General features: G+C 65.4%; 12 protein-coding genes. 4 read left to right on the forward strand and 8 right to left on the reverse strand.

All coding sequences use genetic code 11. The annotated features are described in order from the left end of the window. Positions 1-487: 487 nt before the first annotated feature. Both JF52_RS0103575 and JF52_RS0103580 read left to right on the forward strand, forming a co-directional pair. Entirely contained in the window at positions 488-1,174 is a 687-nt protein-coding gene (locus JF52_RS0103575; RefSeq protein ID WP_084595537.1) for a TlpA family protein disulfide reductase, read from the forward strand. After that, positions 1,171-1,935, forward strand: coding sequence for a cytochrome c biogenesis CcdA family protein (locus JF52_RS0103580; protein WP_033105068.1), 765 nt, complete (start codon positions 1,171-1,173; stop codon positions 1,933-1,935). Before JF52_RS0103575 ends, JF52_RS0103580 begins: the two co-directional genes overlap by 4 nt. 65 nt (positions 1,936-2,000) lie before the next feature. On the opposite strand, the gene JF52_RS0103585 is transcribed toward JF52_RS0103580, so the two are convergent. The 7 genes from JF52_RS0103585 to JF52_RS0103615 all read right to left on the reverse strand — a co-directional run bounded on the left by JF52_RS0103585 (position 2,001) and on the right by JF52_RS0103615 (position 8,528). Beyond that, positions 2,001-3,359 (reverse strand): M23 family metallopeptidase, encoded by a 1,359-nt coding sequence (locus JF52_RS0103585; RefSeq protein ID WP_033105069.1) that lies wholly within the window; start codon positions 3,357-3,359, stop codon positions 2,001-2,003. A gap of 162 nt (positions 3,360-3,521) precedes the next feature. Next, positions 3,522-4,442 carry a cytochrome c oxidase assembly protein gene (locus tag JF52_RS0103590; RefSeq protein WP_033105070.1) on the reverse strand — a complete coding sequence of 307 codons (921 nt, stop codon included), beginning with the start codon at positions 4,440-4,442 and terminating at the stop codon, positions 3,522-3,524. A 235-nt stretch (positions 4,443-4,677) separates the two neighbouring features. Next, positions 4,678-5,217 carry a signal peptidase II gene (locus JF52_RS0103595; protein ID WP_234000881.1) on the reverse strand — a complete coding sequence of 180 codons (540 nt, stop codon included), beginning with the start codon at positions 5,215-5,217 and terminating at the stop codon, positions 4,678-4,680. Continuing rightward, positions 5,214-5,819, reverse strand: coding sequence for a cadmium resistance transporter (locus JF52_RS0103600; RefSeq protein ID WP_033105071.1), 606 nt, complete (start codon positions 5,817-5,819; stop codon positions 5,214-5,216). Before JF52_RS0103600 ends, JF52_RS0103595 begins: the two co-directional genes overlap by 4 nt. Then, a complete protein-coding gene (locus JF52_RS0103605) occupies positions 5,819-7,735 on the reverse strand; it encodes a heavy metal translocating P-type ATPase (protein WP_033105072.1) in 1,917 nt (638 codons plus the stop codon). Before JF52_RS0103605 ends, JF52_RS0103600 begins: the two co-directional genes overlap by 1 nt. Continuing rightward, positions 7,732-8,091 (reverse strand): Cd(II)/Pb(II)-sensing metalloregulatory transcriptional regulator CmtR, encoded by a 360-nt coding sequence (gene cmtR, locus JF52_RS0103610; protein WP_033105073.1) that lies wholly within the window; start codon positions 8,089-8,091, stop codon positions 7,732-7,734. The genes JF52_RS0103605 and cmtR overlap by 4 nt, the downstream gene beginning before the upstream one ends. A 65-nt stretch (positions 8,092-8,156) precedes the next feature. Continuing rightward, entirely contained in the window at positions 8,157-8,528 is a 372-nt protein-coding gene (locus tag JF52_RS0103615; RefSeq protein ID WP_235272316.1) for an ArsR/SmtB family transcription factor, read from the reverse strand. Between the two features lie 40 nt (positions 8,529-8,568). Here JF52_RS0103615 and JF52_RS0103620 point away from each other — a divergent pair, with 40 nt between their 5' ends. After that, the gene (locus JF52_RS0103620) at positions 8,569-10,593 is read left to right on the forward strand and encodes a heavy metal translocating P-type ATPase (protein WP_033105075.1); all 2,025 of its coding nucleotides are present in this window, start codon (positions 8,569-8,571) and stop codon (positions 10,591-10,593) included. A 100-nt stretch (positions 10,594-10,693) separates the two neighbouring features. Here the strand turns inward: JF52_RS0103620 and JF52_RS0103625 are convergent, their stop codons facing one another. Next, positions 10,694-11,677: an arsenic resistance protein gene (locus JF52_RS0103625; RefSeq protein WP_033105076.1), complete on the reverse strand. Its 984-nt coding sequence runs from the start codon at positions 11,675-11,677 to the stop codon at positions 10,694-10,696. Between the two features lie 178 nt (positions 11,678-11,855). Between JF52_RS0103625 and JF52_RS0103630 the strand changes: the two genes are divergently transcribed. Then, the gene (locus JF52_RS0103630; protein ID WP_084595543.1) at positions 11,856-13,325 is read left to right on the forward strand and encodes an Nramp family divalent metal transporter; all 1,470 of its coding nucleotides are present in this window, start codon (positions 11,856-11,858) and stop codon (positions 13,323-13,325) included. Positions 13,326-13,475 lie beyond the last annotated feature (150 nt).

Genomic DNA, 13,475 nt, shown 5'->3' on the forward strand with positions numbered 1-13,475 from the left:
ATCCCCCAGCCTGCAGACGAGTGACAGAACCGATATCGGCGCAGTCCTGTCCGCCGGCCCCCGAGCTGCAACCGTTTTGAACGAGTCACCCGGGTCCACCACCCCCGTCAGCGCTGTGCTGTGCGTACTCGGGCTCATGTGCGGGCTGGTCTTCACGACCCTCTGGCGCGGTCTGTGCCGACGACCTCCACTCCGTGATCGCGGGTCAGCACGAGTCCTCTTGCCGTCTGTTCCGGCACCTTTCTTCCGGCCGCGTGAGACGGCTCTCTCCCTGACGCAGCTGAGCTTGTCGCGAACCTGATTCCCACGCAGCCTCCCTCATCGGTTCGCAACGAGCAGGTGAGCTTCATCCGGGCTGCGTCGATCGCACGGGGCTGATCCGGCAACCGCAGGCGTCTGTTCTCACGCGCCTGGAGCCTCCAGAACCGTTCCGACTGCGCCCAACTCCTTTTCGACCAAGACTGCTACACAAGCAAGGACCCACATCATGAGCCCTGAGCGGACAAGGCGCCTCGTCGCCGATCGCACGCCCACCGACCGCATCCACTCCCCTGTCTCGCGGCGACGTCGAGCTCTTGCCACCCGCGTCGGTCTTTCCAGCGTCGCTGTGATGCTCATCGCCGGCTTCCTCGCCGGGTGCTCGAACGATTCGCTCACGGAGCAATACCGCGCGGGCGACGACAAGGGTTACATCGCCGGTGACTTCCAAGTCGTCGAGTTGCCGAAAGAGGAGCGTAGCGCGCCGGTTGTCTTCGACGGCGTCACGGAAACGGGAGAAGTCGTCTCCAGCGACGACTATCGGGGCGAGGTGCTCGTGGTGAACTTCTGGTACGCCGCCTGCGCGCCGTGCATCGTCGAAGCGCCCATGCTCGAGCAGGTCTGGAAGGACTATCAGGACGACGGCGTGGCCTTCCTCGGCGTGAACACCTACGACCAGCCTGCGACCGCACTGTCATTCGCCCGAGACAACGAGATCACATATCCGAGTGTCATCGACGTGAACGACGGGAATGTCAAGCTCGCCTTCGCTCAGGTCACCCCGATTCAAGCCACCCCGACGACACTGGTCATCGATCGCAGCGGGCGGGTCGCCGCGCGGATCATCGGCCAGTTGGCGGGCGCCTCCATCCTGTCCACCCTGGTCGCCGACGCACTCGAGGAGAACCCATCGTGAATCCTGGATCGATGATCGTCGACGGTGCCCTGTGGCTGTCGATTCCGATCGCGATCCTTGCGGGGCTGGTGTCCTTCGTCTCACCGTGCGTCCTGCCACTCGTGCCCGGGTACCTCGGGTATCTCGGCAGTGCCACGTCCGGCCCGACCCAAGGGCCAAGGGCAACCGGACCGTTCGCACATGAGCGGGCGAGACTGCTGCTGGGGGTGACACTCTTCATCGCCGGGTTCACCGTGGTGTTCGTCGCCGTGACGATTCTGGGCGGCGCGTTCGGATTCGCCCTGCTGCAGTACGCCAACGTCCTCACGCGGGTGTTCGGTGTCGTCATCATCGTTCTCGGACTCGTATTCCTCGGCCTTTTCGGCATGGCTCAACGCACTGTCCGCCCCCGCACACATGGCCGGGCCGGGTTGGTCGGAGCGCCGCTGCTCGGATTCGCGCTCGGCGTCGGGTGGACTCCGTGCATCGGGCCGACCCTGGCTGCGATCATCTCGATGTCCTGGAATCTCGGCGACCCGGCGCGGGCGGGATTGCTAGGACTCGCTTATTCCCTCGGCCTGGGCATCCCATTCCTCATCCTTGCGGCCGGCTGGGGCTGGGCTTCCCGGTCCGTGGCATTTCTTCGTCGGCATGTGCGCCTCCTGAACATCATCGGCGGGTCGATGCTCATCGCGCTGGGGTTGCTCATGGTCACGGGACTTTGGTCGGCGCTGATGTCACAGCTCCAGCAGTTGGTGATCAATGTTCCCCTCCCGCTCTGACACCGGCGCTGACCGCTGACATCACAACCGATGGCTATCGGGGCGCGGTCGGCGCAGCCGATGGCTCACACGTAGATTCCCCGGTCTTCCATGAATCTGATCGGGTTGGTGTACCCGCCGTTGATGTAGACCTCGAAGTGCAAGTGGCAACCGAAGGAGCGTCCGGTGTCGCCCGCGTACGCGATGACCTGGCCGGAACTGACCCATTGACCGCTGCGGACGATGATGCCGCCCGACTGTATGTGCGCATACCCGGTGCTGACTCCTCCGCCATGCTGGATACGGACGTAGTTGCCGTAGTTTCCATTGGGACCGGCGTAGTCGACGGTGCCGGAGTTCGCCGCGTAGATGGCTGCTCCACAACCATTGGCGAGATCGGCGCCGTAGTGGTAGCTCGACGAGCAGCCCTGGGAACCACACATCGGAGTCCGTGGCCCGTAGCTCGAGCTGCGAGCGCCGCCGTGAGGGCGGACCCAGCCGCCGGATCCGCTTGCCCCACCTCCCCCGCCGTTGCCGCCGCCGTTCGCGGCGGCTTCAGCGGCTTCGCGTTCGCGGCGCGCCTTCTCCTCCGCCGCACGGGCCGCAACGCCGGCCTGGTAGCCGGCGACGGTCTGAGTGGTGGTGTCCTTCAGCGCAGCGAGTTGAGCCTTCATCGTTTCGAGATTCGCGGCCTGCTCATCGAGCGCGGTCTGCGCCGCCTCCGCCGCCTGCTGTGCCACGACCATCTTCTGCTCAGCGACTTTCTGCAGGCGGTCGCGCTCGTCACGGGCAACATTGGCTTGGTCGGTCAATGCCTGGGCGGCATTGCGCGCCGAAACTGCGTCATCGTAGATCGACTGGTTGTATTCGAGAAGCTTGTCCATCGTGCCCAAGCGCGAAAGCAGCTCGTCGGCGTCGGCGGCTGAGTCTGCGAAGAAGAGCTTGAGCGCGGTATCGTCACCGCCGTTTCGGTAGATCTGCGCGGCGACCTGACCGGCCTTGCGTGCTGATTCATCGGCAATCTGCGACTGCTCGTCGGCTTGTGCCTGCAGGCTCTCGGCTTCAGTGATCGCGGCGAAATACTGCTGCTGTGCGGTATAGAACTCATCAGATGCCGTCTTCGCGGCAGCTTGCGTCTCTGCGACCTTCTGCGCCAACGACTGGATCAGGCCCTCGATGCGGGTGATCTCGGCGGTCTTCGCGGCCTCGTTGTTCTTGGCGCGTTGCACATCGTCCCAGCTGGGATACGACGCGGCGTACGCGGCGGAGACACCAGAGCCGACGCCGAACGCGGCGAGGGTGGCTATGCCGAGGATTCCGATACCGAAGGCTCCACGCCGGCTGACATTCTTCTTCCAGAAGGAGTCGCGTTCAGCAGGTGTGGGCGCGCAGCCGCACTCTTCGGCTGCCGCGACTGCCGCAGCATCAGTCGACTTCTCGTTCACTTGGTCCTCTCTGATGGTCGCTCAGACATGGGGCGGAGCGGAGGTCGGTTGCGCCCGTGCTGGCGTTTCTATCGTGCATTGAAACTTCCGCGATACGGGTTCGGCTCGCCACTGCACTCGACATTCCCAGTGGCGTCCACCTGTGTGTGCGAGGTCACGCCATCAATGCCGGTTCTTTTGATCGATCCGCTCAAGGTAGGCGTTGTACTCGTCCAGTTCTGCTTCCTCCCGCGATTCATTCATGCGGGCCTGGCGCCGATCGCGCGAGTGCCAGCGGGAGAGGCAGACGATGAGTACGACCAGGAGCGGAAGCTCGGCGTAAGTCCACAGCAGCATTCCGGCGACCGCTTGGTCGTATGCGGGATCCACTGCTTGCTGAGGGGTCGAGTAGGCGGCGAACAGGGGTTTGCCCGCTCGGATCAGGATGAGTCCGAGGATTGCGTGAATCTGTATCTCGACGAAGATGTCGATCAGCCGTGCCGGGAACGACGGCGCCCGCGGGAGCGGATCCGAGGACCAGAGCGGCACTGCTGCGACAATGCCTGCCACAACGAAGAACGCGAGGAGAAGGGCGGCTCCGATCGGGGTGGCCATCACAGCGCTGATGGCATCCGTCAGATAGAGAGCCGGGAATACTGCGAGCGCGATCGCGATGGGCATGAAGGGGTGCAGGAGCATGCGCGTCCAGCGGGACCGGAGTCCAGCGTGAGCGGCTTTCAGGATGAGCAACCCGATTCGGCGGTGCGGTGTGCTGCGCAACAGGAGGCGTCCTGGTGAGCCCACGATGAGAAGCGGTGGGATGACGGTGATGGCGGTGATCTGCTGGAACATCAGTGCGGTCAGCGAAACACTCGCGTACCGGTTCACGCCGAAGGTCGCGATGACGAACATCACGGCACACCCCAAGACGAAGGAGAGCGTCCTGGGGACTGACCATCTCCTGCGGTGCGACCACAGCCAGATTGCACCACGGAGGTACCACACGAACAGCAATATCGCCGCCACCGCGACGATCGGAGACCCGCCGGTGGGGTCGAATCTGAACCAGTCGGGGAAGAATGGAAGGATAGCGTCAGTCGACACGGAGCCTCCTCGGCGGGTTCATGATAAGCGCTGTCGAGCATGCGCAAGCGAGAGGCGAACACAGGATTCGGGCCCCAGCCACATGCCCAAGCCTAATCGTCGAGATCGCGACGTTCGCAACCAGCCGGAGCCGAGTCTGGTCGCATCGCCATGGGCTCCGCTGTCGACGGGTGACGCTCGTGTCCGCACTTTCGCCGAGCGTCCAGTGCGGATTGCCGCCTACGACGTGCATTCCTCACTGTTCATGTCCGTCCTTGTCGGCACGAAACATCAGAAGCGCTGCTGCGACCGCCGCGGTGACGATCACGATGTCGGCTATGTTCCCGATGAACCAGTTGCCGTAAGCGAGGAAGTCGACGACGTGCCCCTGGGCGAATCCCGGTTGGCGGAAGAGCCGGTCACCGGCGTGGGAAGCCGCAGCCCCGCCGAGCGCTCCGATCACGATCGCCCACCCCGGACGTCGGACACGGAACGCGAACACGATGGCTGTGACAGCGGCCGCCACAGCCACCACCGCGAACACCCAGGTGGAGTCCGCCCCGAACGAGAAGGCCGCGCCGGGATTGTACGCGAGCTGCAGGCCCAGCAGGTCGCCGACCAACGGGATGCGCTCGTACTCCGACAGGGTGGCCTCGGCCCATGCCTTCGTCCCCTGATCGATAAGCACGACGAGCAGGGCGATCACCAGCGTCCAGACCGTGAGCCGCCAGCGCCTTTTCTGCGGCTTCCCTCCCGACGCCGGCTCGACGTCGCTATTCGTGTCCGGGCTCATCATGCGAGGACCTCGAAGAAGCGGATGATGACGCCGGACTCGATCAGGATGAACAGGCCCAGGCCGATGAACACGACCGGGACGAGCCAGTGCTCGACGCGTTCGAGCGTTTCGGTGACGGCCTTGTGGGTGCCGATCAGTCGGCCGGCAGCGCACCAGACGGCGACGAGGATCAGGAACACGACGATCATGACCGCCACGTCGCCGGGCGAGCTGGTGCGGAAGATCGGTGTGTACAGGGAGATGTTGTCCGCACCGTTGGCGATCGTGATCCCGGCGACGCCCCACACGCCGACCGCGGTGATCTTGTCATCGTCATCGTCGTCGCCGTTGCGGCGCAAGCCGCGAATGAGCGTCCAGATGCCGATGCCGAGCGGGATCAGGCCGAGGAAGCCGACCCATTCGTCCGGGACGACGGTCAGGCCGAGCGCGGCGATCACACTGATCACGACGAGGGTGATGAACCCGAGGTACTGGCCCGCGACGATCTGCCACGGTCGCGGCTTTCCCCGGCTGGAGGCGAGGAACAGCACGGTGAGCACGACGATGTCGTCGATGTTGGTCGCCGCGAACAGGCCGATCGCCGACCCGATGGTGGCGAGCATCAGCTCTCCAACCGTGGCGTGCGGGTGCGTGCGGCGCGCAAGCCGTTGAGGATCACGATGACCTCCGCGACCTCGTGGACCAAGACGACCGCCGCGAGCCCCAGGACGCCGAACAGCGCGAGCGGGAGCAGCGCCGCGATGATCAACAGCGACAGGATGATGTTCTGGTTGATGATCCGTCGACCCCGCCGGGCGTGATCGAACGCCCGCGGGATCAGGCGGAGGTCGTGCCCGGTGAAGGCCACGTCGGCGGACTCGATCGCCGCGTCGGAGCCGGTCGCCCCCATCGCGATACCGATGTCCGCGGACGCGAGGGCCGGGGCGTCGTTGATGCCGTCGCCGATCATCGCGACCGGCCCCGCCTTCGACAGCTCGCCGATCGCGGTCGCCTTGTCCTCGGGACGCAACTCCGCGCGCACGTCGCTGACACCGGCCTGCGCGGCCAGTGCACGAGCGGTGCGGGCGTTGTCTCCGGTGAGCATCGTCACGCCGATGCCTTGGTCGGTGAGCGTCCGGACCACCTCGGGGACTTCAGGACGCAGTTCGTCGCGGACGCCGATCGCGGCGACGGGGGATCCGTCGCGGTGGACGATGACGACAGTCATGCCCTGCTCCTCCAGGGTGGAGACCTGGCCTCCGAGCTCGCCGGCATCGAGCCAGCGGGGGCTGCCGACGGTGATCCTCGATCCGTCGACGGTGCCGTCGATGCCGTGCCCGGCCTGCTCGGTCACACCTGCAGCTGCCGGTGTCCCCGGGGCCGCGGCGGTGATCGCTGAGGCGAGAGGGTGCGTGCTGTGCTGCTCCAGCGCAGCCGCCCAGGCAAGCGCCTGTGCCTCCGTCACGCCGTTCGCGGTGAGCACGGCGGTGACCGCAGGTTCGTTGCGAGTGAGCGTGCCGGTCTTGTCGAGCGCGACGTGCCGGACCGTGCCGAAGCGCTCGAAAACGGCGCCGGACTTGATGATCACGCCGAACTTGCTCGCCGCGCCGATCGCAGCGACGACCGTCAGCGGCACCGAGATCGCCAGCGCACACGGCGAGGCTGCGACCAGCACGACGAGCGCGCGGGTGATCCACACCTCTGGATCGCCCAGCAGCGACCCGATGATCGCGACGAGCGCTGCGAGGATCAGAACGCCGGGCACGAGCGGGCGGGCGATCCTGTCCGCGAGACGCGCACGCTCGCCCTTCTCGGTCTGCGCTTTCTCCACCAGCTCGACGATCGTGGTGAGCGAGTTGTCGGTGCCCGCAGCACTTGCCTCAACCTCCAGCACGCCGGCGCTGTTGATCGCACCGGCCGACACCGCATCGCCGGGCTCGACCTCGACCGGGATCGACTCCCCGGTGATCGCCGAGGTGTCCAGGCTGGAGCGGCCAGAACGCACGATCCCATCGGTTGCGATCCGCTCACCCGGACGGACCACCATGACCTGGCCGACCGTCAACGCTCTCGCCGGCACCTGCACGGAGACGCCGTCACGCAGCACGGTCGCCGTCTCCGGCACGAGCTTCAGCAGCGCCCGCAAGCCGCCCCGGGCGCGGTCCATCGCCTTGTCCTCGAGCGCCTCCGCAATCGAATACAGGAACGCCAGGGCAGCAGCCTCCTCGACATAGCCGAGGATGACCGCGCCGATCGCGCTGATCGTCATCAGCAGCCCGATGCCGAGCTTGCCCTTGAACAGCTTTCGGATCGCGCCAGGAGTGAACGTCGATGCGCCCAGCAGCAGGCCGGCCCAGAACAGCACCAGCGCCGGGATCTCGAGTCCGGACCACTCGAAGATCAGACCCGCCAGGAACGCAACGCCGGAGAAGACCGGCACCATGATCCCGCGGTCCTTCCACCAGGGGCGCTCGGCCTCTTCGATCTCATCGTCCGCCGAAGCGGCAGGCTCGTGCTCGCAGCCGCACGCCGCGCTCACGCGTCCGCCCCCGCTCCACAGCAACCAGGAACCGTACACGCAGAGTCCTCGCACGGCGCATGCTCGTCGACGGCCAGCGTCACATCCACCAGCGCGACGAGGGCAGCAGCGAGATGCGGATCCGCGATCTCATATCGGGTCTGGCGACCCTCGGGCTCAGCGACCACGATCCCGCAGTCTCGCAGGCAAGTGAGGTGGTTCGACACGTTCGAGCGAGTCAGGTCGAGACCGCGCGACAGCATCGCCGGGTAGCTGGGGCCTTCGAGCAGGGTCATCAGGATCCGGGAACGCGTCGGGTCGGCCATGGCCCGGCCGAGCCGGTTCATGACGTCCATTCGTGAAGCAATAGTCAGCATGTACTGAACTATACAGCGTCCGCTGATGTCTACTGGACTCGATGGGCGTCGTCGCGTCGAGGGCCCTACGCGTTGCGCGTGAGATGCGCGAGGTGGCCAATCGCTTCCTCGAGCAGGTCGTTGACGTGATTATCGAACAAGGCGTAGTGCACGTGGCGCCCGTCCCTCCGGCCGGTGACCAAGCTGAGGTGGCGTAGCAGCCTCATATGATTCGACACGGTGGTCTGCCCTGCATCCAGTATCTCGCTGAGCTCGGTCACGGTCCGTGGTTGCGCGCGCAAGGCGCTGAGAATGCGAAGCCGCAACGGGGATGCGAGGGCCTGCATGATCTGTGCCAATTGTTCGGCATCAGCGTTCGTGAATTCGGTGTGCCGTCGCGCCGCCGCGCTCGGGCGTGCGACTTCTGGCGATTGCACTCGATCATGAGAATCATTCACACCTGCAATATATCACGATATTGTGATGTAACATCGAGGCATGTCCACAACTGAGAGCACCGTGAGGCCTTCCGAAGAGACCCACGCCCACGGGTCCGCGCGCTGGGAGCTGTGGTTCGCCATCGCGTCCGGAGTCACTTACGCGGGTGGAATGATCACCGAGTATGCGCTCGGGCTGCCGATGATCGGTTGGCCGCTGGTCTTCTTCCTGGCCACGTACTTCTTCGGCGGGTATTTCACGATCCGTACCGCGATCTCCTCTACGTTGCGAGGGAAGTTCGAAGTCGACTTCCTCATGCTGGTGGCTGCAATTGGCGCAGCACTCATCGGCCGGTGGGCGGAAGGTGCGGTTCTGCTCTTCCTGTTCAGCCTCGGCCATGCTCTTGAGGAGTATGCCCTCAGCCGGGCCAGCAGGTCGATCGAGGCCCTGGCCGAACTCGCCCCGAGGAGCGCACTGGTGCGGCGGGGTACGGGCGAGCCCGCCGAAGTGCCAGTGGAGGACGTCGTCGTCGGTGACATCGTCGTGATCCGCCCGAACTCACGTGTCCCCTCCGACGGGTTCGTGATCGCCGGCAACTCGGCCGTGGACCAGTCGGCGGTGACCGGGGAATCGATCCCGGTCGAGAAGGAGGCGGTGGCGGACGCGGAGCGGGCAATGCGGATGCTCGACACACTGCCACCGGCGAATCGAGTGTTCGCCGGCACCGTGAACGGATCCGGCGTCCTGGAGATCGAGGTCACCGCGACGTCTGCGGACTCCACATTGAGCAAGGTCGTCGAACTCGTCCGAAATGCAGACCAGGCCGCATCCCCCACGCAGCAGTTCATTGACCGGTTCCAGCGCTGGTACGTGCCCGGCGTGATCGTGGGTGTCATCGTGACTTTGCTGGTCGCGATGTTCGCCTTCTCGCAGCCCTTCGCAGATGCCTTCTATCTGGCGATGACGGTACTCGTGGCCGCCAGCCCGTGCGCGCTTGCCATCGCGACGCCGGCCGCCGTGCTTGCCGGGGTGGCACGAGCTGCCCGCGCCGGCGTTCTGGTCAAGGGCGGGGGTCCTCTGGAGACGCTGGGACGAGTCAAGGCGATGGCCTTCGATAAGACCGGAACGCTGACGTGGGGCGCGCCTCGCGTCACTTCCCTCGTCCATGCTGACGACACCACGGAAGAGGAGCTGATCGCTGCACTCGTCGCCGTCGAGTCGCTGAGCGATCACCCGCTCGCCACCGCCATCGTCCGCGACCTTGCACCGCGCCTCACAGGTGCACAGCTCGTGGCAGATGATCTGAACGCGGTCATCGGACGCGGAGTCACGGCTACCATCGACGGGCAGCGCGTCGAGGTCGGCAACCTCCGCATGTTCGAGGAGCAGCAGCTTCAGCTTTCCACAGCGCTGGCCGATGCCTATCAGAGTGCTCGGGACTCCGGTCAGACGCTGATGATCGTTCGGCGCGGTGATGCCTTCCTCGGTATCGTCGGCGTCATGGACAGCTCCCGTGCGGAGTCAGCACAAGTCCTGCTCGCCCTTCGGGAGGCGAACGTGGGCCAACTGGTCATGATCTCCGGCGACAACCAGCGCGTCGCCGACGCCGTGGGGCTGGAAGTCGGAATCGATACTGCGATCGGCGAGCTGCTTCCCGAAGACAAGGTGGCCGAGATCACTCGCCTCGCCGAGACCCACCGCCCGATCGCGATGGTCGGAGACGGCGTCAATGACGCGCCGGCGATGGCGCGCGCCGACGTCGGAATCGCGATGGGGGCCGCCGGATCGACTGTGGCACTCGAGACCTGCGACATCGCGCTGATGAGCGACGACCTCGGCAGGGTTCCCTTCGCCGTGCGGCTGAGTCGGGCGACGAGCCGGATCATCCGGCAGAACCTCATCGCCAGCCTCGCGATCGTCGCGTTCCTCATTCTCGCAACGTTCATGGGGCTCAACATCGGCGCGGTGGTTCTCATCCATGAGGGGTCCACACTGGTCGTCGTGATCAACGCCCTGCGCCTTCTCGGATTCGAGAAGGGCAAGGAGCACGCGGGCATCGATCATGAGGACAAGCCCACAGGTTGACCGCCGCCTGATCCTGATCTCCCTGACGCAGTGAGGTCACGAATGCCATCGGCGTCTTGCTTCTATCGCTCGTCTTGCTTCTATGCGCTCGTCGCTGAGATCAGTGGATATCTGGATCGGATTGCGGTGTTCTGGTGAGCGCGGGAACGAGCCGAAGGAACACGACCATGCCGACGAGTTCGATGAGCGTCTGAGTGACCACCGCCAGCGGGGCGATCGCGAGCGGGGCGGGAAGAGCGAGCGCAAGCGGAAGCACCACGAGGGAGTTGCGGGTAGCTCCGCTGAACATAACCGCCCGGGTCTCGGGAACGGCCAGCCTGGCCACTCGCCCTGCAGCAACACCGACCAGCAGCATGATGGCGAGGAACGCAGCATACAGTGGCACGACCCGGAGCAAGACGACGGCTTGACTGCCGACGCCGGCGATCTGTGAGCCGACCACCACGGCGAGGGTCCCCATCATCAGCGGCACCATTGCCGCGGCGAAGACCTCCTCGATCACCCGCCCAACTCGATGGCGACGGGCGAGGGTTTGCACGATCGCGGCCGCAGTGAGCGGGATCACGATGAGGATCAGGAACGCCTCGACGAAGGGCTCGAGTTCGATATGTTCGACGGCGTCGCTGCCGACGAACAACCACAGATATGCAGGGAGCAGCACGATCTGCAGCAGCATGAGCAGCGGCGTCGCGGCAAGCAACCGAGCACGGGCACCGCCGGCGAGACCGGTGAAGACGATCACGTAGTCCACGCACGGTGCGAGCAGCACCAGCAACAGTCCGACCAGCAGCCCCTGGTCGTCGGCCACGAACCTTGACAGCCCGAAGGCGATGAGAGGGACGGCCAGGAAGTTGACGACCAGCACAGTACCGAGGAATCGGAAGTCGCGGAACGCGCGACCGACCTCGATCAGCGGGACGCCGAGGAACGTCGCGAAGAGCAGCAGGGCCAACGCTGGATTGGTCGCCCTGGACAGCACGGGCGCGACCGGAGGCCAGATCAACCCGACGGCGATGCCGGTACCGATCGCGGCGACATAAAGCGCTACCTGGTGCTGTTCCCACCACTTCACCGCTGCGCGCATGTGCACCAGCCTAGAGAACCCCCGGGGGCTCGACATTGAGACGGGTTCAACGCCAAGCGTCACCGTTGTGGCCGATTCCCGATGCGCGCTCGACGCGATCATGACCGTGACCGCTTGTGCGGCCCGCACCGCGGACTGCGCTCTTTTCGGTCTACCGAAATATTGCTATTATTTCGGCATGCCTAAATCTCTCGCGGATGAGACCCGACCACCACTTTCGAGAGCCCGTCGCGCGGCTGCGACACCAAGAGGTGCCAAACGACCGGATGCCGCGGGGCGAAAGCCGCAGCGCGGTGCAGCATCAGTGGGACGCACTGCTTGGCTCATCGGTCCGGCACTCGTCGCCGGCGTCGCGTACCTCGATCCGGGCAACGTCGCGAGCAATATGACGGCGGGGGCACGATACGGATACATGCTCGTTTGGGTCGTGATCCTCGCGAACATAATGGCGTGGCTGATCCAGTACCTCTCGGCGAAGCTCGGCGTCGTGACCGGCGAAAGCCTGCCTGAGGTGCTCGGCCGGCGTCTGCGCAACCGATGGGGAAGGCGCGCGTACTGGCTGCAGGCGGAACTCGTCGCCATGGCGACGGACCTTGCCGAAGTCATCGGCGGTGCGGTGGCCCTCTATCTTCTGTTCGACGTACCTCTCGTTTGGGGCGGCCTGATCACCGGTGCGGTCTCGATCGTACTGCTCATGATTCAGTCGCGGCACGGGCACCGCACGTTCGAGTTCGTCATCATCGGGCTCCTCATGATCATCACCGTGGGATTCACCGTCGGGGTCTTCGTCGCCCCACCCGACCCTGGAGGACTCCTGGCCGGGGTCGTGCCGCGTTTCGAGGGAGCGAACTCGGTGCTGCTCGCCGCGTCGATCCTGGGTGCGACGATCATGCCGCATGCGATCTATGCGCACTCGGCACTCAGCCGCGACCGATTCGTGACCCGGGAGGTCAGCTTTCCATCTGCCGCGGTGGCGAGCGCATCGGGCGGTTGGGGTCGCAGGATGCTGTCGGCGCTCGCCGTTCGTGAAGGGCCGTCCTCAGGCGGTGCGGATCGTCCGGTTCGCGAACCGGGGACCTCGACCGTCATGCCCACGGACACGCTGGTGCGCGCCACACGATGGGACGTTTCGATCGCGATGGCGATCGCCGGCACCGTGAACCTCTGCATCATGCTGCTCGCGGCGGTGAACCTCGCGGGTGTCGAAGGCACCGACAGCCTCGAAGGCGCCTATGCCGCTCTCGACGTCTCCCTCGGCCCGATGATCGCGACGCTCTTCGCCGTGGGTCTTCTCGCATCCGGTCTCGCCTCGACATCGGTCGGTGCATACGCCGGCGCCGAAATCATGCAGGGGTTGCTGCACGTGAGGATCCCACTCATCGTGCGGCGACTTGTCACGCTGGTTCCCGCGATCGTGATCCTCTCGCTCGGCTTCGATCCGACCATCTCGCTCGTCCTGAGTCAGGTCGTGCTGTCCTTCGGCATCCCGTTCGCGCTCATACCGCTGGTCGCTCTCACAGCCAAGAGGAGCGTGCTGGGCCGGTGGCGGAACCACTGGGCGACGACCGCCGTCGGCATCACGGCATCCGTGTTCCTCATCACCCTCAACGGAGTGCTGCTCTGGCTGATCCTGAGCGGCGCGAACTGAGCCTTGATCCGTCCGGGGTTTGATGTGGTCTGATTCCGGCCGACCTCACTACCGCGCGATCGATCACGTGCTCTTCTGGGTAGACCTCGGCGAGGGGTAGACCTCGGCGAGGGCCGTGATGCGGTTGAGAGCCGCGTACATCACGCCGAA

Source organism: Microbacterium profundi (genome assembly GCF_000763375.1).
GTDB lineage: Bacteria > Actinomycetota > Actinomycetes > Actinomycetales > Microbacteriaceae > Microbacterium > Microbacterium profundi.